Source organism: Corynebacterium sp. MSK297 (genome assembly GCF_030232885.1).
Classification (GTDB): domain Bacteria; phylum Actinomycetota; class Actinomycetes; order Mycobacteriales; family Mycobacteriaceae; genus Corynebacterium.
On the sequence record NZ_JASPGD010000002.1, the window covers coordinates 324,343 to 344,964 of the forward strand.

Genomic DNA, 20,622 nt, shown 5'->3' on the forward strand with positions numbered 1-20,622 from the left:
AGCAGATTGCACGCCAGACTCCCATGTCTGTCTTTTATTTTTTGAAGGAGCTTGTATGCCGAAAAACGGCGGAGCCATCATCGGTACCATTGTCGCGCTGTTTTGCCTTGTCTTGGCCACAATGGTCGGAGCAGCCGCGATTGCACAGGATGATTCCGCGCCGAAGGAGTCTTTTGCTGGCACGCTGCACAAGGTGGAACAACAGGGGCTGTCGACGACTGGTATTTCGCCAGCTGATCTCTTTGGTGAGGAATGGGTGGCCGGTACCTTCGTGTGCCCAGGTGTCACGGAGCAAGAAATACTCGCTAATGGCTTGAACCCTGCGGATTTCAACCTGGTCAACGAGGAGATCGACAAACACGATAACTACCTGCTGTTGGCGAAAGAGACCGGCGAATACTACGTGGAGAAAATGTCTATCCACAATGTCAATCTCTGCACCATTCCGTTGCAGGGCCCATTCCAGACGCAAGCTATCATCCACTTGGAACAAGATGAAGAAGGCACCTGGAACTTCATTGGTTAATGATGACTGCTAGTTTCCCCAGCCCGGTTCTCACTATTGATACCTCGACACCCACGCTGGTGACGGGTGTGGTAGACATGCTTGCCGACGGCACGGTCGCCGCTACTGAGAACACCGTGGTGAACACGCGTGCGCACAACGAGCTGCTTATGCCGACGGTCTTCGAGTTGCTGGAATCTACTGGCACCAAGCTCAGTGAGCTCGCCGCGGTGGTTGTCGGCTGCGGTCCGGGGCCGTTCAGTGGTTTGCGTGTGGGGATGGCTACGGCGTCTGGCCTGGGGCATGCTTTGGGTATTCCGGTGTATGGGGTGTGTTCGCATGACGCGATTGCCTGGCGTGCATTGCATCCTATGGAAACTCTGGATTCCACCGACACTCTGGACACCACGGAGACTCTGGATACTACGGAGACTCTGGACACTACAGGTGCGCTGAATTCCCCAGACATGCTGGGTGCTGCTGGTGCTACGACGGGAGCGGCTGTCGTCAACGTCTTGGTTGCTACTGACGCGCGGCGTCGGGAGACATATTGGGCTACCTACTGTGGCAACCGCCGTGTGGCAGGCCCGGATGTCGGCCCGGCTGAAACCTTGCAGCCGAATGTGGACCGGGTGGTTGCTGACCCGGCAATCGCGCAGCGTCTCCCGGAAAAATTGCAGAAGCTAGCAGCAGTCGAGTCCACTCCGGCGGTTCCCAGTGCACGCGGTCTCGTGGCAGTTGCGGATTTTGCGGCGGCACCACAACCACTCACTCCGCTGTATTTACGCCGTCCGGATGCGAAAGAACCAGCCGCCAAGCCGGTGTCTGCGGCGTTGCGGTGGGCAGAAAACTGATGGCTTCTGTAACCAGACCGCTGGATATAGACCAGCTGAACTTGCGTGAGCTTGGTCCTGCCGACGCGCACCGGTGTGCGCAATTAGAAACCGAATTATTCGCGGATGAAGGACCGTGGTCCGAGTCGGAATTCCGCGCGGAATTTGCCGCTGCGCATACATTTTATCTCGGGGTAGAAGCAGTGGGGAGCCCAGAGCCGGGCAAACCTGCAGCGCGCGTGTTGGTCGGTTATGCCGGGTTGGCGCAGCTAGGCCCGAAGAATGATCCGGAATTTGAAATTCATACTATTGGTGTCGATCCACGCGCTCAACGTCGTGGTGTGGCTCGGATGCTCATGGATAATTTTTGCTACGTTGCAGACGAGACCGGGGCCCCAGTTTTTCTCGAAGTACGCACCGACAACGAACCAGCCATTGCGATGTATCGCGCCTATGGATTCGAGAATCTCGGGCTTCGGAAAAATTACTACCCGGGTGGCGGCGATGCCTATACGATGCGTCGGCCAGCCGTGGACACCACCCAGGATTTACACCCACCGAATCGAACCCACGCGGCACCACCCACTAAGGACGCACAATGATCATTGCTGGAATCGAATCTTCGTGTGATGAGACCGGAGTCGGAATCGTCCGGCTGCACACCGAGGAATGTGCTGTGGGTCCGGAGGCCAACAGTGGCGTGGAGGCCAACAGTGGTGCCGATGGGCAATCACGCAGCACGCAGCCCCGTGGCGTCCAACCACGCGGTGTCCAACCACGCGGTGTCCAACCACGAATCGAGGTGTTAGCCAACGTAGTAGCCAGTTCCATGGAACAGCACGCGCGTTTCGGTGGCGTGGTGCCAGAGATCGCCTCGCGTGCGCACCTGGAGGCGCTGCCACAGGTGATGCAGCAAGCATTGGATGAGGCTGGTATCGACAAGCCCGATGCCGTCGCTGCCACGGTGGGCCCTGGGTTGGCGGGCGCGTTGTTGGTCGGTGTCGCGGGCGCTAAAGCCTATGCTGCTGGCTGGGACGTGCCGTTTTATGGCGTGAACCACCTGGCCGGCCATGTTGCGGTAGCGAATCTGGAAGGCGAATCACTTCCACACGCCGTAGCCCTGCTGGTATCTGGCGGGCATACCTCGTTGCTGGAGGTCGATGATGCGAACCAGCACTACCGGGAACTGGGCGCGACACTGGACGACGCCGCCGGTGAGGCGTATGACAAGGTCTCGCGGTTGCTGGGCTTGGGCTATCCCGGCGGGCCTGTGATCGACAAACTGGCCCGGAAGGGGAAGGTCACGGTTGATTTCCCTCGCGGGTTGTCCCGCGCAGAGGATTTGCGCGGCGAGCACCGCTATGACTTTTCGTTTTCTGGCGTTAAGACCTCCGTCGCGCGCTTTGTCGAAAAAGCCGAGCGTAATGGCGAATCGATTAATGCGGAAGATTTATGCGCCTCGTTTCAAGAAGCCGCCTGTGATGTGCTGACGAAAAAGGCAGTCATGGCCTGTAAAGACACCGGAGCTTCCACGTTGTTGCTTGGTGGCGGCGTGGTTGCGAATTCCCGATTGCGAGAGTTGGCGCAGCGGCGTTGTGATTCTGCGGGCATCACCCTGCGTATCCCCCGGTTTGAGTATTGCACGGATAACGGGTTGATGATCGCCGCTGCGGCAGCCCAGCAGATTGCGCACGGTGCACAGCCTGCGAACTGGGATATAGCGACGGATCCAACGCTGGAATTAGGAGCAGACTAGACGTCGGCAAGCAAGAGCCAAGTTGCTAGCACTACGCTCAAGATAGTTGTCACTTAGCACCCGGGTAGGTAGAGTGCTAATAGGTTGTTTGACCCACAGTTGTTCACCCGCGACGACGGCTGTGCTGGACATCCACAACCGGCACATAACAGCTTCGCGTGCTGGTCACATAGGTGATCGCACGCATTGGACCTGATTTCACGAAAGGAATCATCGTGGCAAACATCAAACCGCTCGAAGACAAAGTTCTGGTGCAGATCAAAGAAGCAGAAACCACCACGGCATCCGGCCTGGTCATTCCAGATTCTGCAAAGGAAAAGCCACAGGAAGCCACCGTCATCGCTGTTGGCCCAGGCCGCACCGACGACAAAGGTGAGCGCGTGAAGCCAGATGTCAACGAGGGTGACACTGTCATCTTCTCCAAGTTCGGCGGCACTGAGCTGAAGTACGACGGCCAGGAATACCTGCTGCTTTCAGCTCGTGACCTGCTGGCAGTCATCGAAAAGTAAGGGGGAGTAAGCCGTTATGGCAAAACTCATTGCTTTTGATCAACAGGCGCGTGAACACCTGCAAGCAGGCGTCGACACGCTCGCCGATACCGTTAAGGTCACCCTCGGTCCACGTGGCCGCAACGTCGTGCTGGATAAGGCTTTTGGTGGGCCACTGGTCACCAACGACGGTGTGACCATCGCCCGCGATATTGACCTGTCTGAGCCTTTCGAGAACCTCGGCGCGCAGCTGGTGAAATCCGTTGCGGTAAAAACCAACGACGTTGCTGGTGACGGCACTACCACCGCGACGCTGCTGGCACAGGCGCTGATTTTTGAGGGCCTGCGCAATGTGGCATCTGGTGCCAACCCAGTCGAGCTCAACCGTGGTATCGCTGCGGCTGCAGAAAAGACCGTGGAAGAGCTGAAGGCGCGCGCCACTCAGGTTAATTCCAGTGCTGAAATTGCTCAGGTCGCTACCGTTTCCTCGCGTGACAGCGAAGTCGGCGACATGGTCGCTGGCGCGATGGACAAGGTCGGTAAAGACGGCGTGGTCACCGTGGAAGAATCGCAGTCCATGGAATCGTCTGTTGAGGTCACCGAAGGTGTGGCGTTCGATAAGGGATTCTTGTCGCCATATTTCGTGACGGACCAGGAAACTCAGCAGGCCGTCTTGGATGATCCATACGTGCTGCTGGTGCGCAACAAGATTTCTTCGTTGCCGGATTTCTTGCCGTTGCTGGAAAAGATCGCTGAGGCTGGCAAGCCGGTGCTGATCGTCGCCGAAGATGTCGAGGGCGAAGCCCTGCAGGCGCTGGTGGTCAACGCTATCCGCAAGACGCTGAAGGTTGCTGCCGTGAAGGCACCGTATTTTGGTGATCGTCGCAAAGCGTTCATGGATGACTTGGCAGTGGTTACCGACGCCACCGTGGTTGACCCAGAAATCGGCGTTAACCTGCACGAGGCTGGCTTGGAAGTGCTGGGTTCGGCTCGCCGTGTCACCGTCGAGAAGGACGAGACTGTGCTTGTCGACGGCGCTGGTTCCGATGCTGCTTTGGAGGAGCGTCGCGAGAAGATCCGCCGCGAAATCGAAGCCACCGATTCCACCTGGGACAAGGAAAAGGCCGAAGAGCGCCTGGCAAAACTATCTGGTGGTGTGGCTGTCATCCGCATTGGCGCTGCTACCGAGACTGAGGTGAACGAGCGCAAGCTACGCGTCGAAGACGCTATCAACGCTGCCCGTGCTGCGGTCGAGGAAGGCGTGATCGCCGGTGGCGGTTCCGCGCTGGTGCAAATCGCCGAGACGTTGAAGTCTTATGCCGAACAGTTCGAGGGCGAAGCCCGCGTGGGTGTTGAATCGGTCGCCCGTGCGCTGACCAAGCCCGCTTTCTGGATTGCCTACAATGCCGGTGAGGATGGTGCCGTGGTTGTCTCCCGCATTGCGGAGATGGCCAATGGTGAAGGATTCAATGCCGCCAACCTGGAATACGGCAACTTGATCGACAACGGAATTATTGATCCGGTGAAGGTCGCGCACTCCGCTGTGGTCAATGCCTCCTCGGTTGCCCGCATGGTGCTGACCACCGAGGCCTCGGTGGTCGACAAGCCAGCGGAATCTGAGGATACTGAGGGTGGCCACGGCCACCACCATCATCACTAAGGCGCCCCGAGTCGGGCCGCTATTAACACCCTGCTATTAATACAGCGTTCTGAGTGATGGCCTGATGATCGGTCGTGCCGTGCGCCCTGAACAGTGTTTGCGCTCAATAGTGTGAGCGCTGTTTGGTGCCTATCATGTGAATGCCGCCGGGAATACCAGAAAATTATCTGGTGTTTCCGGCGGTTATCCTATTTCCGCACACTGGGCACAGTTTCGTGGGGCGAACAAGTGAGCGATTTTTCCGGTTTGAATTCAGCACGTGTGCTGGCACGGTTATAGGATCGGGCAGAAAAATAGTAAAATCGGCAAAAATAAATCACGTCGACCAAAGCTACTGCCGGTGTGGCGCGAACGTGAGGTCAGTGTGATGCCAACGAAAGTTGTGGAATGTGAGCGATTCTGATGAAGAACTCGCGCGGCTGGTTCCCCTGGCAATAGATGGGGATCGCCGCGCCATGCAGCATGTTATGCGGATTATCCACCCGCAGGTGCTGCGCTATTGTCGCGCCCGCATTGGCGGTGGGAAAACCCCCACTGCCGACGATGTTGCCCAAGAAGTCTGCCTCGCGGTGGCGAATTCGATGGACAGATTTGTTGACCGTGGCCGGCCGTTCATGGCTTTTGTCTACGGCATTGCTTTCAACAAGGTTGCCGATGCACACCGTTTTATGGGTAAGGACCGTTTACATCCGGCAGAGGAGATGCCTGAAGAGCCGGATCTGAATCCCAGCCCAGAAGATGCTGCGTTAGAGTCCGATGGTTGTAACAAAGTGCGCGCGATGCTCGATACATTAAATGACAAAGCTCGGGACATCATTATCATGCGCGTATTTATGGGGATGTCGGCCGAGGAAACAGCGCAAGCACTGGGAAGCACCCCTGGTGCGGTGCGAGTAGCGCAGCACCGTGCGCTTGCTCAACTTCGTAAGCGTGTGGATGAAAAGAATTAAAGGGAGTGAACGTGAACCGACGCGACTGGGAGAATGATGATTTCTTCCTGGATCAGTTGTCGCAAGGGATTGATCCTTCGCAGGGGCAGGATCCCCTCGCGGCTGCATTATTAGGTTTGCGCACCGAAATTGAATCCGAGATTCCTGCGGCCCCTCAGCTTGCCGACGCTGACCACAACGTCGTGGCACTGCACTCTGCTGGGGGCCGTTTGCGGCATCGCATGCCGCGCTCGGACGCGCGTCGTTCGCGCCGTGCCTCCCGAGCAAACGACCACGGTTCCGGCGGTGGACTGGGGATTGGTGTCGGCGCTGGCCGAGGATTTGGCTGGGGAAGTGCACTGGTGGGGGCGGCAGCAGCCACCGCGTTGTTTGCCGTCGGCAGTGTGAGTGTTTATCATGCGACTCCGAATTCGCCGTTGTGGGGCGTGCACCAATCGTTGTTTGATGATGAAGAAGAAGCAACCCGCGTGGAGCTCGCCAGCACCTTGGAGCAGCTGGAGGAAAGCGCTCAGCGGGGTGATGAGGAAGCTACTCGTCAGTTGATTGCCGAGGCCCGCACGCTGCTGGATAATCTGCGTGATCGCAAGGAAGCTAAGCAGAATAAAGGCGCTGCGGAGGGCACATCTGATAAAGACAGTTCCACGAACACTGAAGGTAAAACCACCAATGAGGGTGGAACCATCAAGCCGAAAGCTACGGTGACTCGTGTGCGCCCGCAGCCGGAGGGCGAATCTGAACCGCAGACGGTGACCGAAACCAAAGAAGTAACCGTGACAAAAACCGTTGAGCCTTCGCGACAAAACCCGCAACCTGCACCGGGCGGGAACCAGGAACCGGGCCCACGACCATCAGCTGGTGAACAAGCCCCGCAGGCGCCACAGCCGCAGCCCCAATCTCCTGGGCAGCCGCAGTCGGAATCGCAGCAGCAGCCACAGCAGCAGAGGCCAGACGGCCAGGGCCCGCATGGCCAAGGACAGGGTGGGCAGGAATTAAGCCCTGGAAATGACGACACCGCCCCTGTTGGTCCAGAAGGCTAGGCCAAGGCGGGGCGGCGGAAGCTGAAGGCGGAGGCCGAAAAACCTGGCTAAAATTACGGCAAACGCAGGCACAAAGCGCAGCTGAAAGCTCAGCCTGCATGATAACTATGAGCCACAGCTAGCGCCCACTAACGTGCACTAGCTGTGCAGCGCACTAGTTCAGGTGCTTGCGGTTCAAGCCGTCATAAAAGCCAACCGCGTATTCCCACGGGGTGTAGCGATCAGTATTTGGCTGCGCGGACGGCTCATGCACGGGCGCTAGTTCACCGTCGAGGGTAGAACGCATATTCGCGGCCATGATGTCCCAGTCATAGTAGTGCTGTTCTTCGCAGTCTTCGCAGATGAAAAATATGCCATCGATGCCGAATTGCGGCAGGATCTTTGCCATGCCGCGTACCATGCGTAGGTCCTGTTCCAGCATGATGCGTTCTTCGTCGGAAAGCTCCGGCATGGGCTCGTCAGCGTCGAGGAACGACGCCGGATCGTTCGGATCATCGGCGAAGGGATCGCGGGGCATATTCGAGTCAAAGTCCACATAGCACAGACTATTGTCAAAACCACTCATATTCAATTCCCCCGGCTAGCCCTTGAGCTGATCAAGCAACTACGATGTGACTACAGAGCTGACACTAGGCTGACACTAGATAGCTGCATTCGACGGCTAGCTATGGCTGATTACCGGGCTGACGAGCTGGAAGCAGGAAAAGGAGAATCTTGGGAATGACTGACCAACGCGTACATACTGGCGGCGATGACCCAAATAAGGTTGCACTGTACGGCCTCACGTTCGACGACGTGCTGCTGCTGCCTGCAGAATCCAACGTTATTCCCTCGGAGGTTGATGTTTCTTCGCGGTTTAGCCGCAACATCAACTTGGGGCTGCCGGTTGCTTCCGCCGCGATGGATACCGTCACCGAGGCCCGCATGGCTATCGCGATGGCGCGCCAGGGTGGCATCGGCGTGTTGCACCGTAACCTGTCGATCGATGAGCAAGCACAGCAGGTTGAGATTGTGAAGCGCTCAGAATCTGGCATGGTGACAGACCCGGTGACCGCCCGCCCGGATATGACAATCACCGAGGTCGATGATCTGTGCGCTCGGTTCCGGATTTCTGGCCTGCCAGTCGTTGACGCTGATGGCCATCTGGTGGGTATTTGCACTAATCGCGATATGCGCTTTGAAGCAGACCCGAACCGCCTAGTGCGCGATGTCATGACACCAACCCCGCTCGTGGTCGCCAAGGAAGGCGTCAGCAAGCAGGAAGCACTGAGCCTGCTCAGCGAAAACAAAGTGGAAAAGCTGCCGATCGTGACCGAAGACAACAAGCTCGTCGGGCTGATCACAGTCAAAGACTTCGTGAAAACCGAGCAATTCCCGCACGCGTCCAAGGATAAGGAAGGCCGCCTGCTGGTCGCCGCTGGTATTGGTACCGGCGATGAGTCCTTCCAGCGCGCCGAGGCCCTGGTGAAAGCGGGTGTGGACGTTCTCGTCGTCGACTCGGCCCACGCACACAACAACCGAGTTCTCGAGATGGTCTCGCAAGTGAAAAAGACCTTCCCGCAGGTCGACGTCGTTGGTGGTAACTTGGCAACCCGTGAGGCTGCGCAGGCCATGATCGATGCGGGCGCCGACGGCATCAAGGTTGGTATCGGTCCGGGCTCTATTTGCACCACCCGTGTGGTCGCTGGTGTGGGTGCACCGCAAATTACCGCCATCTTGGAGGCCGCCTCTGTTGCTGGTCCAGCCGGTGTTCCGGTTATCGCCGACGGTGGCATGCAGTACTCCGGTGATATCGCCAAGGCCCTGGCTGCTGGCGCGGACTGCGTCATGCTGGGTTCCATGCTGGCTGGTACGAAAGAATCCCCGGGCGATATCGTCGTTGTGGGCGGCAAGCAGTACAAGCGTTACCGCGGCATGGGCTCGATGGGCGCGATGCAGGGACGCGGCTTGACTGGCGAGAAGCGTTCGTATTCCAAGGACCGCTACTTCCAGGCCGATGTGCGCAGCGAAGACAAGCTGGTGCCAGAAGGTGTGGAAGGCAAGGTTCCATACCGCGGAGAGATCGACGCGATTACCCACCAGATCATCGGTGGTCTGCGCGCGTCTATGGGATATACCGGTTCTGCTTCGATCCCGGAGTTGAAGACCAAGCGCTTCGTGCAAATCACCGCGGCAGGCTTGGCGGAATCTCACCCGCACCACTTGCAGCAGACCATGGAAGCTCCGAACTACCGCTAGAGCTACTTTGAGAAGCTATCTCGAGAAGTTATCTCGAGAAGCTCACGCATAACGTTTGTCGTTATAGGAAGGTTTATTTAGTGCGCGAATATGCAGAGATAGGGATCGGCCGTGAGGCGCGCCGTACCTACGGGCTTGAGGATATTTCCATCATCCCGACCCGTCGTACCCGCTCCTCGAAGGACGTCGATACTACTTGGAGCATTGACGCTTATCACTTCGATATCCCGGTCTGCTCGCATGCTTCTGATGCGTTGGCTAGCCCGGAGTTCATCATTGAGATGGGTAAGCAAGGTGGTCTGGGCATCATCAATGCGGAAGGGCTGTGGGGGCGTGTCGACGACCTCGCTGGCGCTGTTGAGGCCGTAACCAAGGCGGAAAACCCTACTGAGTATCTGCAGAAGCTGCATGCGCTGCCACTCGATGTGGAGCTGCTGGCGCGCCGTATCGCTGAGGTCCGGGAATCCGGTGTGACCGTTGCGGTGCGTGTGTCGCCGCAGCGGGCGCGGGAATTAGCGCCCAAGGTGATTGCAGCCGGCACTGAGATCCTGGTGATTCAGGGTACGCTGATTTCTGCTGAGCATGTTTCTGCTGACGGCGAGCCGCTGAACTTGAAGGAGTTCATTGGTTCGTTGGAAGTCCCCGTTATTGCTGGTGGCGCGGTGGATTACACAACTGCGCTGCATTTGATGCGTACGGGCGCGGCGGGCGTGATCGTGGGCGGCGGCGTGAATACCAATGATATTTCATTGGGTATCAATGTCCCGAAAGCCACCGCGATCGCCGATATTGCTGCCGCGCGCCGGGATTATTTGGATGAGACCGGTGGCCGTTACGTGCATATTCTTGCCGACGGCATGCTGGCGAATGCTGGCGATATTGTTAAGGCAATCGCGTGTGGCGCCGATGCCGTCGTCCTCGGCCCGTTGTTGGCGCAGGCTGAGGAAGCCCCTGCGGGCGGTTGGTTCTGGCCGTCGGTGGCTGGCCACCCAAGCTTCCCGCGCGGATATGTGGAAATCTATAGCGATATTGAACTAGGCGCGGGTGTTAGTGGAGAAGATCACGCTTTCGATCCCATGACGGTTGTGTCCAAGAATTCCCCGCTGGAAGTTGTGTTGCACGGCCCGTCGTCCGATCCATTTGGGCGGCAGAACTTGGTCGGTGGTTTGCGTCGTGCGATGGCAAAATGCGGGTACACCGATTTGAAGGCTTTCCAGAAAGTGGACTTGGCAGTGCACTAGCACCCGGTGCCGGGTGTGTTAAGTACCTGGCGTTGGCTGTTGTGCTAATCCAGGTTTTTCTTGCGGCTTCGGGCTTCGGCGCGGAGCCGTTTTTCTGTACGCTTCGTAGCACCCTTTGTGCCAATGTCGTGCAGCTTTTTCACCTTCGCCCACGGCGCGCTATCCGCGCCAGAGCCCTCGGTTCCTACGGTTTGCACCACGGACGCGGCGATAACTACACCAATGGCTACTAGTTTCAGTGTGCTAGGCATCGGCGTGCATCGCTTGGGTTGTGCACTGCCTGGGTTGTGCACTGCCTGGGTTGTGGCCGTGAGTTAAACTATGGGGCGTGACTGATGCAGCAACTCCACGTCCTGTCCTTGTCGTCGACTTCGGTGCGCAATACGCGCAGCTGATCGCGCGTCGTGTGCGCGAGGCACAGATGTATTCCGAGGTCATCGCCCACGATGCGCCAATTGCGCAATTCCGGGAGAAAAACCCGGTTGCCCTGGTGCTCACTGGCGGCCCGAGCTCTGTGTATGCCGATGGTGCGCCGTCGTTGCAGCCAGAATTGTTGGAGCTGGGAGTACCGGTTTTTGGTATTTGTTATGGCTTCCAGGCTATGACGCACGCATTGGGCGGTACCGTCGCCCAGACTGGTAAGCGCGAATATGGCCGTACGGATCTGACGCTTGCCGACGGCTGTGGCGTGTTGCACGAGGGCTTGGCAGAGACCCACAAAGTGTGGATGTCGCATGGCGATTCCGTCTCAAAGGCTCCGGAAGGATTCGAGGTTACGGCTACTTCCGAGGGTGCGCCTGTGGCGGCGTTTGAGTGCTTGGAAAAGAAGATGGCTGGCGTGCAGTACCACCCTGAGGTGTTGCACAGCCCGCATGGTCAGCACGTGCTGGAGCGTTTTTTGACGCAGGTTGCGGGCTTGCAGCCGACGTGGACCCCGGGTGCTATTGCGGAGTCTTTGGTGGCTGACGTCCGCGCCCAGATCGGCGAGGGCCGCGCTATTTGTGCCCTGTCCGGTGGCGTGGATTCCGCGGTGGCTGCGGCGCTGGTGCAGCGCGCGATTGGCGACCGGTTGACTTGTGTATTCGTTGATCATGGCTTGCTGCGTTCCGGTGAGCGTGAGCAGGTAGAGCAGGATTTCGTTGCTGCTACCGGTGCGCGCCTGGTCACCGTCGACGAACGCGAGGCCTTCTTGCAGAAGTTGGCTGGCGTGACCGATCCGGAGGCCAAACGTAAGGCGATTGGAGCGGAGTTCATCCGTTCCTTCGAACGTGCGGTTGCTGGTGTCTTGGATGATGCACCAGAAGGCGCTTCCGTGGATTTCTTGGTGCAGGGCACGCTGTATCCGGATGTTGTGGAATCCGGCGGGGGATCGGGTACTGCGAATATTAAATCGCACCACAACGTCGGTGGTTTGCCGGATGATGTGGAATTCGAGCTGGTGGAGCCGCTGCGTTTGCTGTTTAAGGATGAGGTTCGTGCGGTAGGCCGTGAGTTGGGCTTGCCGGATGAGATTGTTTCGCGCCAGCCGTTCCCGGGCCCTGGTTTGGGTATTCGCATTATCGGTGAGGTCACCGCTGATCGTTTGGAAACCCTGCGTGCTGCCGATCTGATTGCCCGCGAGGAACTCACCGCTGCCGGTATGGATGCCGAGATTTGGCAGTGCCCGGTGGTGTTGCTTGCCGACGTGCGTTCTGTCGGTGTGCAGGGCGATGGCCGCACCTATGGGCACCCGATTGTGCTGCGCCCGGTGTCGTCGGAAGATGCGATGACTGCCGACTGGACTCGCGTGCCGTATGAGGTGCTAGAGACGATCTCGACGCGCATTACCAACGAGGTTGCGGAGGTCAACCGAGTGGTCGTCGACGTGACGTCGAAGCCGCCGGGAACCATCGAGTGGGAATAAGGAGTAGTTGAAAATGCTGGGCCTGAAGCTAGTTTAGATCTCAGTTTTCTTCAGGCGCTTGGCGTTAGCGCTTTCGAGTCTCAGCTCCGGAGATGAAAACGATCAGTCCTAGTGTCGCTATTGCCATCGTCGCTAATGCCGAAGCTATTTCGGTAATAGTCAATATGATGGCAATTAACGCTAGTACTATGGATACAATGTTGTGAATCCGCATTTTTTTTAAAGCAATTCTCACGAATTCCTGAAATTCCGGCATGAACCTGGCTTTGAATAGTACCAAGAGGTGCCGCCGCCACTAGAATTGTTGTAGTTAATTTCCTGGTTATTAGATTTCTCATTTTTCCTCCTAGTCAGTGGGCTTGACAACCCTGTGCTTATGCAGAAGCCCTCTTGGGTAAGATTATTTTATTAAACTTTGCCTAACCTTATTCAATAATGAAACTTTAGGTAAGGATAGGATGTATGGAAAATAATCTGATTTTCTGGGTCTACACAGTGGAGATGTTAGATCCTTGATAGCCCCAGGGTCACTTAATGTCTTATTTTGACTGATCGCTAAGATGTAGCGCCCGTTGTCATGTAGATCCATCAGGCTAAGATAGTTTGTCCGTTTCTCTAGGTGCGATACCTCCAAATGTTCGAACATGGTTGCGCGTTTAGAAAACCTGTGCCATACTTTCGCTATGGCTCAAACAGCTATTCGTGCGCAGGAAGGGCAGGAGCGGCAAGAATCTGTGGCTGTTCTTGCCGACGCGCGTGCGGAGCGTGTGGCGTCATTACGGAATAGAATTGCTGGTTTAGAGTCCGCAGCAAACTTAACTCCTGTTCAACAAAAACCGCGCCTGCTCAGTAATGATTCCGTTCCTGAAGGAAATGAATCTTCTGTAGATCCATACCGTGTGGTGGAATTGTCCGGTCAGCTCGCTGGTGTTATTCCTGCCGGTGGGTTGCCGAAAAACTCTGTGTCTCATTGTAATGATTGCCCTGCACTCGTCTCTGAACTTATCGCACAAATTAGCGCACAGGGAAAAACAATCGCTATTGTGAACTGGTCAGAACTTTCCTTGGCGCAGGTTGGGGAAAGTGGGGATCTCTCAAAAATCATCACGGTTCCCAACCCGGGCAGGGAGTGGATGACGGCGCTCGGCGTGCTGGCAGAAGGAGTAGATGTGTTGATTTACCGCAGCCCGCGTACCCATACTTTGAGCCCTACGCAAGCACGCCCGCTGCTGGCGAAAATCCGCAAGGGCAGGGCGGCTGTGCTCACTGTTGGTGCACAAGTGCCTTCACCGGCACTGACGATTAATGCTCAGGTCACTGGTTTTTCTGGCATCGGTTGCGGTAGTGGGCGCATCCGAAATACAGAAATTGCGGTCAGCTCCTACAGCAAAACCCACCGGAATGGGCCTGTCATGCTCACGTGTGGTGCGCGCTCCAGCGCCGAACCTAGTGCCGCCGTACCTGGCCGTGCCGCACCTGGTGCCGCAGTATCTAGCAGCGCTGAACCAGTCAGTGCCGTACCTAGCAGCGCCGTACCACTACAGGCGGTGCAGTAAATGACTGTCACGGTTCCGTCTCGCATTCAGCCGACAGCAGAGCGAAGCATTCAGCCTGCAGTAGAGATGCAACAGCATTCCCACAGGGTAGGCAACCGCATTGCCGTGTTGTGGTTTCCAGACTGGCCAGTACAAGCCGCATTGCTGGAAGAAACCCGCCAGGCCATTAGCGCAGAAAGTCCGGCTATCGCATTAGCCAGCAACCATCGCATCACAGCGTGCTGCGATAAAGCCCGCGGTCATGGGGTACGCCGTGGCATGAAACTGCGCGCAGCCCAAGCATTGTGCCCATCCATGCTGGTGCGTGATACCGACCCGCAACGCGACGGGCGCTTGTTTAGCGCCATTGTCGAGGAACTGGAGGATGTCTCTGCATCCCTTGAGGTGCTGCGCCCTGGGATGGTTGCGCTGAACCTGACTGCCGCCACGCGTTTCTACGGTAGTGAACAAGCCGCTTTGGAACATTTCATTGATGCTGCTGCACACGAAGGAATCGATGCCACCGCTGGGGCTGCCGACGAGTTACCCACTGCCATCATCGCTGCCCGGCACCGTGTGCTTGGAACCGTCGTCCAGCCCGGTGGTTCTGTTGCATTCTTGCGGCAGCAACCATTGTCTGTGCTGCTCGCAGAACCCGCGCTCGGTTGTCAGAAAGACACCGTGGAAACCCTTGTTGGTCTGGGTATTTCCACCTTGGGCGAGCTTACTGAACTGCCTACCACTGCGATCAGCACTCGCTTCGGCAGCGCGGGCCTGCACTGCCACCGCATCGCTAGCGCGCAACAGCAACGCAAAGTCGCTCCCGATGCAGCAGAGCTGGACCTGTCGGCTACCATCGCGCCGGAAGAACCCATCACGCGTGTTGATGAAGCCGCCTTTATTGCGCGTATGCTCGCCAACCAGGTGCACCAGCAACTGGCCGCACAGGGGCTGAATTGTGTGCGCATCAAAATTGCCGCAGAAACTGACGACGGAACGACGATTTCTCAAGTCTGGCGCACCACCACGGCACTGACAGAACACGCCACTGCCGAACGGGTGCGCTGGCAACTCGATGGATGGCTTTCCAGCGGTGGGGCCGGGGCGATCGTGGAATTATCCCTGATCCCACTGGAAACTCAAATACCTACTGCCACCGGCTCCATCATCGAGGCCGAGACCGCGGTGGCAGAAGAAACCACCGCCACCGTGGTCTCCCGGCTGCAGTCCATACTTGGCTTTGATGCGGTGCAGCAACCACACGCTGCTGGTGGCCGGGGAGTTGCCGAGCGTGTGCGCTTTCTGCCCTACGGGCAAGCCCTAGAAAATAGCCCAGAACACGATCAACACACCACCGGCTGGATCGGTGCCATCCCTACACCATTGCCGACACGGCTTGGCGGCGGGCTAGAACATCCAGCTAGCGGGGTGCGTTTAGTCGATGAGCACGGCACCGAGGTGTTTGTCACTGCAGAAGCCGTGCTCAGCGCAGATCCCGTCGGTATGGCTTGGGGCAAGAAGAGATTCCGTGTGCTTGGCTGGTCTGCGCCCTGGCCTGTGGATACCGGGTGGTGGGACAGTGAGACGGAAGCAGAGGAGCAGCGACTCGCGCGGATGCAGCTCGTCGGCAAGAGCCCTGATGATAAATACCCGAAAGCTTGGTTGTTGGTGTGGTGGCGCCGCAGCTGGCGCATCGAGGCTATGTACTAAAGCTATGTACTAAGGCTGTGTATTAGTGCAAAATATCGATGACCAGCCGTGTCGGCCCGCGCAAAACTTGTACAGAAAAGGGTTGTTTCATGTCCATCGCCAAGAAATATTGCGAACGGCCATCATGCATGCTTCCAGGAATGAAATCCTTAATAACACCCGGCTCCTGCTGTGATTCACTAGCCGAATCGTTGGCCTTGTCGATGAGTTTGTCCACATCCGGGCCGGAAAGCTTCTCGTCAATGGTCTCTGGCCGCACCGTGCCGTCGATATTGATATTCAGTGCAACGAGATGATCCATCTCGACAGGCCTGCCTGAGCCCTGGTGGAAAGGCTGCTCGGTATACGAGACATACCAGCCCGGCATCCCATTGCCTGCCATCTCAAACACTATGCGGTCGAAGCCATCATGACCAGCCATGCGAATATCGGTGATGGCAAGCTCAGTAGGGGCCTCTACACGCTCAGTTTTGGGCGCGCCATCGGCATCGCCCAAAGCCGTTAACCCTGCGGGCGCAGAATGCTCCGGCTGCGGCGACGCCGGAGTCTGCGGTGGCTGGGTCTGGGGCGCGGATTCTGTCCCAGACCCGGATTCAGAACCGGAACCGGCTTTATTAGAGTTTTTGGGGTCGTGTGCGCCCGCCAAGTGGGTGGATGGATTGCGCAGGCTAAAAGCAGACGACTGAGAAGAATTCGTGCTCTCAGTGTCCGAACCTGCGCCGGAAGCAGCAGAATCCCTAGCGTCGTCTGGGGTATCAGCCTGGTAGCCAACCTTATTTTCTCCGGCGGCAATATTGCCAGCACCAGTCTCGTCGTTCGTGCACGCGCCCAGCGCAAAGCAGGCCACCACAGCTATGGCAAGGCTAGGCATGTGTCGCTTCCGGGAAACCATATCCATTACCGTAGTCGCCGACTATGGGCGGACCAAAGAAAAACCAGTAAAAAGCACAAAGCGATAGGAAGACTCAACCAAATCGTTGCACAAATGTGTTCTAGGCTTAAGACATGAACCAGCCGCCATCCACACAGTCCACACAGATCACGGAACCCACACAGATCACGGAACCCACACAGCCCACAGAACCCACGCAGCCACGATCGCGCCCAGCTCACACCCCACGCTGCTCAGATGTGCAGGTAGAACCTATGCCTGGCACAGCGAAACGCGACCGCATGTATGTGGTTTTCGAATGGCCCGCAGGTTGGAGCCGGGATGTGCTCGACGGCGACACCTTCGGTGTGGAGCTTTCCGCCCAGATCAAAGCGCACCTGGGTTCTGGTGTGGGTTTTCAACTTATCCGTAAGCCCGGCCGCGCCGGGCACCAGATGCCACAGCGCCACCGTGTGTACCTGGTGTATCCAGAGCAAGCCTATGCAGAACTGCTCTATGTCAGTGGCCCGGAAGATATTCTGCAGTTGGATCTAACAGGACCCGGAAACAATAAGCATCTCGACGCCCGCCCCAGCCGCGAGCCTCTGGTGCTGGTGTGCACCCATGCCAAGCGGGATGTCTGTTGCGCGGTGAAAGGCCGCCCACTGGCTGCGCATTTAGATCAGCAATCGCCGAACCCTGACGTGGTTTGGGAAACTTCACACACCAAAGGCCACCGTTTCGCCCCAGCGATGTTGTTGCTGCCTTGGGGGTATAGCTTCGGTCGAGTGAATGAACACGCAGGCGAGCAGTTGGTCGCTAGCGCTCTAGAAGGGAAGTATTTTCATCCCGCCAACCGGGGCCGCGGGCTGTACGACGAGCCCAGCCAGGCCGCAGAGGTCGCCGTCGCTGGCCAGCTAATCGGGGCAGGAGAAACACTGTATTACCAGGATCTTGTCTCTGCGCAGCAGGTAGAAACTCTTGACGACGACGCTGCCGTGGTGGAAGTCTGCCACCGTGATGGACGAGCGTGGCACGTGACGCTGGCCCAAGAGCTTTTCGACGGCGTCGTGGCTTCCTGCGGGAAAAACCCTGCGACGAAGCCGGGCTGGGTAGTTACTGGTATGACGATGTCTTCTTCATGATTTTTACGGGCACAGTCTCCACGGTTTTCCTGCCGGTTATTTCACTTCTTTCCCGAATGTGGCTGCGATTTTCCGTGCGGTTTCTTTGGCGAAGGGGCCGACTCCGGTGATCGTTGCTGACCCGGGGCCAGTCCAGTCACCGTAACCGACTAAGTGTAGATCGGCATATTTTGGAGTCGTGCCATTGAGCAGATGCCTAATCGGGTTCAGCGCGGGTCGGAAACCGGTGCACCAGATCAGATGTTCGGCGCTGACTTCATCGAGAGAGTCAAACATTGGCGTTGCCTGCAACCGCCCGGAATCACGAGCCTCGCGCACTTTCGGCAGGGCGACGATGTCGCCCAGGTTGCTATCAGCCCCAGGGTCTTCGTCGCCACGTTGCAGGGCTAGGGTTCGTTTTCTATTGCGGCGAAATAACACGCGGCCATCGACATCATCAGGCATCCACCGTGGTTCATGCCGGGTGTACCAGGTGACATCGGCATGGTCGGTGAGTTCGGCGGCTATTTGTGCCGCAGAGTTTCCGGCACCTACTACAGCGACAGAAGAATCGCCGAAGGGGTCCGGCCCGGGATAATTCGCGGAATGCCATTGGGTGCCGTCAAACGTGCCTGGGTAATGCGGAACAAAAGGGCTAGACCAGGTTCCAGTGGCAGCGACGATGTGTGATGCGGTCCAGGACTGCTCGCCAGCAAAAACGTGGTAGCCGTCGTCATTCCGTTCTACTTGGTCAACGTATACGGGTCGGTCAACGGGAATCTGGTAGCGCTGCTCGTGATCTTTTAAATAGGCAACGACGTGGTCAGCCGGAGGGAAGCCGTCGTATTCTGGCATAGGTTTGCCCGGAAGATTGGAAAAACTCGCGGTGGAAAACAACGTCATCGACGGCCACACATGGCGCCACGCACCACCGGGGGCGTCTTGATCATCCAGAACGAGGGTGTCGACGCCAGCTCGCAATAGATAGTAGGCGGTGGCCAGGCCTGATTGGCCGCCTCCAATAATGATGGCTTCGTGGTGGTCAATGTTGGGGTTGCGTTCGTGAGCGCGTGTGCCGGTCGTATTCATAGATTTTGTCCCTTGCGCTGTCTTGCCTTTCATCGTGTCGCCGTTGCTGTTTGCTTAGTTCTATCCGATCTGCAGGACGGTACGTAGTTCTGCGAAAAGCTGTGGACGCACGCGGTGGATGACCGTACGGCCGACTCGTACCTTGTTTAATAAGCCGACCTCGGTTAAGCGTGCTAAGTGATGGGATACGGTAGGTTGGCTCAACCCTGATAATTCTGTTAACTCTGCGACGCTAACTGGTTCGCATCCTTCCGCAGCTAGCCGCGAGAGCAATCGTAGGCGGGTGGGATCGGACAGCGCTGTGAACAGAATGGAATAGCGTTCAGCTTCGCTTTTGGTCAAAAGGCCAGATCCCAGGGAACAACAGGAGGCAGGATCAGTCAGCGGGGAAGTTTCTGGGGAGGTCATAACAACTATGTTATATTGACGGCTATCGATATAATATATTGATAGCTATCGATATAAGTTTAGGATTCTGGCTTGATGCTCAGAATTGTTTTTAAGGAGTTTTATGACCGTTGCCCAAGGTCCGCGTATGTCCTGGTTGAATCGATTTTTACCGGTATGGATCCTCGTCGCGATGGGTGTTGGACTACTCCTGGGGCGCACGATGCCGGGAATCGGAGAAACGCTGGCGCGGCTAGAAGTAGGCGGTATTTCTTTGCCGATTACACTCGGTTTGCTGGTGATGATGTACCCGCCTTTAGCGAAAGTTCGTTACGATAAAACCCGCAAGATCGTTGCAGATAAGCGGTTGATGACAGTATCAATCGTGCTTAATTGGCTGGTGGGACCAGCTTTTATGTTTGTATTGGCGTGGTTTTTCTTACCTGATCAGCCGGAACTTCGTACTGGGTTAATCATCGTTGGCTTGGCCAGGTGCATTGCAATGGTGCTGGTGTGGTCTGATCTATCCTGTGGTGACCGGGAAGCTACAGCTGTTTTGGTGGCTATTAACTCTGTATTTCAGGTACTTATGTTCGGGCTGCTTGGCTGGTTTTATCTGCAAGTATTACCCCAATGGTTGGGGCTGGGTGCCAGCGAAGTGGAGTTTTCCTTCTGGACCATCGTGAGTTCTGTGTTGGTGTTCCTCGGAGTGCCTCTGGTTGCTGGTGCTTTGTCCCGGGTTGTGGGAGAAAATATCAAAGGGCGGCAGTGGTATGAAACGAAATTTTTGCCAGCTATTTCACCATTGGCGCTGCTTGGGCTGTTGTACACCATCGTTTTATTGTTTTCCCTGCAGGGTGAACATATTGCAGCGCAACCGACGGCAGTAGTTCGTGTAGCCGTCCCGTTGCTGCTTTATTTTGTTGGGATGTTTGTTGTGTCGTTGGTTGTTTCAAAACTGGTGGGGATGAATTATGCGCAGTCTTCGTCGGTGTCGTTTACAGCTGCCGGAAATAATTTCGAATTGGCTATTGCCGTATCCATCGGTACTTTCGGAGCGCATTCCGCACAAGCGTTAGCTGGAACAATAGGTCCGATGGTCGAGATTCCTGTGCTTGTCGGGTTGGTTTACGTCATGTTGTGGTTGGGGCCGAAGCTTTTCCCTGGTGACGCAACTTTGCCGGGTATGACCGCGCCGACTACCGGACAGTAACCTGACTGCAGTTGTGTTTAATGACGTGTTGTTCGTATGGAAAAGCCCGGCGATTAAGCCGGGCTGGGCGGTAGTAAAGAGT

20 protein-coding genes are annotated in these 20,622 nt (G+C 56.9%); 15 read left to right on the forward strand and 5 right to left on the reverse strand.

The window, feature by feature from the left end; all coding sequences use genetic code 11:
* Window positions 1-55 precede the first annotated feature (55 nt).
* The 8 genes from QP888_RS03470 (at window position 56) to QP888_RS03505 (ending at window position 7,229) form a co-directional block, all read left to right on the forward strand.
* Complete coding sequence (locus tag QP888_RS03470) at window positions 56-526, forward strand: hypothetical protein (RefSeq protein ID WP_284812117.1); 471 nt, start codon at window positions 56-58, stop codon at window positions 524-526.
* Window positions 526-1,359: a tRNA (adenosine(37)-N6)-threonylcarbamoyltransferase complex dimerization subunit type 1 TsaB gene (gene tsaB, locus QP888_RS03475; protein ID WP_284812118.1), complete on the forward strand. Its 834-nt coding sequence runs from the start codon at window positions 526-528 to the stop codon at window positions 1,357-1,359. The genes QP888_RS03470 and tsaB overlap by 1 nt, the downstream gene beginning before the upstream one ends.
* Window positions 1,359-1,940: a ribosomal protein S18-alanine N-acetyltransferase gene (rimI, locus tag QP888_RS03480; RefSeq protein ID WP_502869097.1), complete on the forward strand. Its 582-nt coding sequence runs from the start codon at window positions 1,359-1,361 to the stop codon at window positions 1,938-1,940. Before tsaB ends, rimI begins: the two co-directional genes overlap by 1 nt.
* Window positions 1,937-3,094: a tRNA (adenosine(37)-N6)-threonylcarbamoyltransferase complex transferase subunit TsaD gene (gene tsaD / locus QP888_RS03485; RefSeq protein ID WP_502869099.1), complete on the forward strand. Its 1,158-nt coding sequence runs from the start codon at window positions 1,937-1,939 to the stop codon at window positions 3,092-3,094. The genes rimI and tsaD overlap by 4 nt, the downstream gene beginning before the upstream one ends.
* A gap of 209 nt (window positions 3,095-3,303) precedes the next feature.
* Complete coding sequence (groES, locus tag QP888_RS03490; protein WP_126844147.1) at window positions 3,304-3,603, forward strand: co-chaperone GroES; 300 nt, start codon at window positions 3,304-3,306, stop codon at window positions 3,601-3,603.
* A gap of 16 nt (window positions 3,604-3,619) precedes the next feature.
* Window positions 3,620-5,242 (forward strand): chaperonin GroEL, encoded by a 1,623-nt coding sequence (gene groL / locus QP888_RS03495; protein ID WP_284812119.1) that lies wholly within the window; start codon window positions 3,620-3,622, stop codon window positions 5,240-5,242.
* A gap of 389 nt (window positions 5,243-5,631) precedes the next feature.
* The gene (locus QP888_RS03500; RefSeq protein WP_284812120.1) at window positions 5,632-6,192 is read left to right on the forward strand and encodes a sigma-70 family RNA polymerase sigma factor; all 561 of its coding nucleotides are present in this window, start codon (window positions 5,632-5,634) and stop codon (window positions 6,190-6,192) included.
* Window positions 6,193-6,203: 11 nt separating this feature from the next.
* Window positions 6,204-7,229 carry a hypothetical protein gene (locus tag QP888_RS03505; RefSeq protein ID WP_284812121.1) on the forward strand — a complete coding sequence of 342 codons (1,026 nt, stop codon included), beginning with the start codon at window positions 6,204-6,206 and terminating at the stop codon, window positions 7,227-7,229.
* Window positions 7,230-7,383: 154 nt separating this feature from the next.
* On the opposite strand, the gene QP888_RS03510 is transcribed toward QP888_RS03505, so the two are convergent.
* Window positions 7,384-7,794, reverse strand: a complete 411-nt coding sequence (locus tag QP888_RS03510; RefSeq protein WP_018121497.1) for a DUF5319 domain-containing protein — start codon at window positions 7,792-7,794, stop codon at window positions 7,384-7,386.
* 155 nt (window positions 7,795-7,949) lie between these two features.
* Here QP888_RS03510 and guaB point away from each other — a divergent pair, with 155 nt between their 5' ends.
* Together guaB and QP888_RS03520 are read left to right on the forward strand one after the other, a co-directional pair.
* Window positions 7,950-9,467, forward strand: coding sequence for an IMP dehydrogenase (gene guaB / locus QP888_RS03515; protein WP_284812122.1), 1,518 nt, complete (start codon window positions 7,950-7,952; stop codon window positions 9,465-9,467).
* A gap of 80 nt (window positions 9,468-9,547) precedes the next feature.
* Window positions 9,548-10,708, forward strand: coding sequence for a GuaB3 family IMP dehydrogenase-related protein (locus QP888_RS03520; protein ID WP_284812123.1), 1,161 nt, complete (start codon window positions 9,548-9,550; stop codon window positions 10,706-10,708).
* Window positions 10,709-10,752: 44 nt separating this feature from the next.
* Here QP888_RS03520 and QP888_RS03525 read toward each other — a convergent pair whose 3' ends face one another.
* On the reverse strand, window positions 10,753-10,959 hold the full coding sequence (locus QP888_RS03525; protein WP_284812124.1) for a hypothetical protein: 207 nt from the start codon (window positions 10,957-10,959) through the stop codon (window positions 10,753-10,755).
* 77 nt (window positions 10,960-11,036) lie between these two features.
* Between QP888_RS03525 and guaA the strand changes: the two genes are divergently transcribed.
* The 3 genes from guaA to QP888_RS03540 all read left to right on the forward strand — a co-directional run bounded on the left by guaA (window position 11,037) and on the right by QP888_RS03540 (window position 15,856).
* Window positions 11,037-12,611: a glutamine-hydrolyzing GMP synthase gene (guaA, locus tag QP888_RS03530; protein WP_284812125.1), complete on the forward strand. Its 1,575-nt coding sequence runs from the start codon at window positions 11,037-11,039 to the stop codon at window positions 12,609-12,611.
* Window positions 12,612-13,294: 683 nt separating this feature from the next.
* The gene (gene imuA' / locus QP888_RS03535; RefSeq protein WP_284812126.1) at window positions 13,295-14,167 is read left to right on the forward strand and encodes a DnaE2-dependent mutagenesis accessory factor ImuA'; all 873 of its coding nucleotides are present in this window, start codon (window positions 13,295-13,297) and stop codon (window positions 14,165-14,167) included.
* Between the two features lie 66 nt (window positions 14,168-14,233).
* The gene (locus QP888_RS03540) at window positions 14,234-15,856 is read left to right on the forward strand and encodes a Y-family DNA polymerase (protein WP_284812127.1); all 1,623 of its coding nucleotides are present in this window, start codon (window positions 14,234-14,236) and stop codon (window positions 15,854-15,856) included.
* A gap of 22 nt (window positions 15,857-15,878) precedes the next feature.
* Here the strand turns inward: QP888_RS03540 and QP888_RS03545 are convergent, their stop codons facing one another.
* A complete protein-coding gene (locus QP888_RS03545) occupies window positions 15,879-16,727 on the reverse strand; it encodes an AMIN-like domain-containing (lipo)protein (protein WP_284812128.1) in 849 nt (282 codons plus the stop codon).
* 275 nt (window positions 16,728-17,002) lie between these two features.
* Between QP888_RS03545 and QP888_RS03550 the strand changes: the two genes are divergently transcribed.
* The gene (locus tag QP888_RS03550; protein WP_284812129.1) at window positions 17,003-17,872 is read left to right on the forward strand and encodes a ferredoxin family protein; all 870 of its coding nucleotides are present in this window, start codon (window positions 17,003-17,005) and stop codon (window positions 17,870-17,872) included.
* 36 nt (window positions 17,873-17,908) lie between these two features.
* Here the strand turns inward: QP888_RS03550 and QP888_RS03555 are convergent, their stop codons facing one another.
* Together QP888_RS03555 and QP888_RS03560 are read right to left on the reverse strand one after the other, a co-directional pair.
* Window positions 17,909-18,940, reverse strand: coding sequence for an ArsO family NAD(P)H-dependent flavin-containing monooxygenase (locus tag QP888_RS03555; protein WP_284812130.1), 1,032 nt, complete (start codon window positions 18,938-18,940; stop codon window positions 17,909-17,911).
* 60 nt (window positions 18,941-19,000) lie between these two features.
* Window positions 19,001-19,348, reverse strand: a complete 348-nt coding sequence (locus QP888_RS03560; RefSeq protein WP_284812131.1) for an ArsR/SmtB family transcription factor — start codon at window positions 19,346-19,348, stop codon at window positions 19,001-19,003.
* A 103-nt stretch (window positions 19,349-19,451) separates the two neighbouring features.
* On the opposite strand from QP888_RS03560, the gene arsB reads away from it, so the two are divergent.
* Window positions 19,452-20,540 carry an ACR3 family arsenite efflux transporter gene (arsB, locus tag QP888_RS03565; RefSeq protein WP_284812132.1) on the forward strand — a complete coding sequence of 363 codons (1,089 nt, stop codon included), beginning with the start codon at window positions 19,452-19,454 and terminating at the stop codon, window positions 20,538-20,540.
* The last annotated feature ends 82 nt before the right edge of the window (window positions 20,541-20,622 follow it).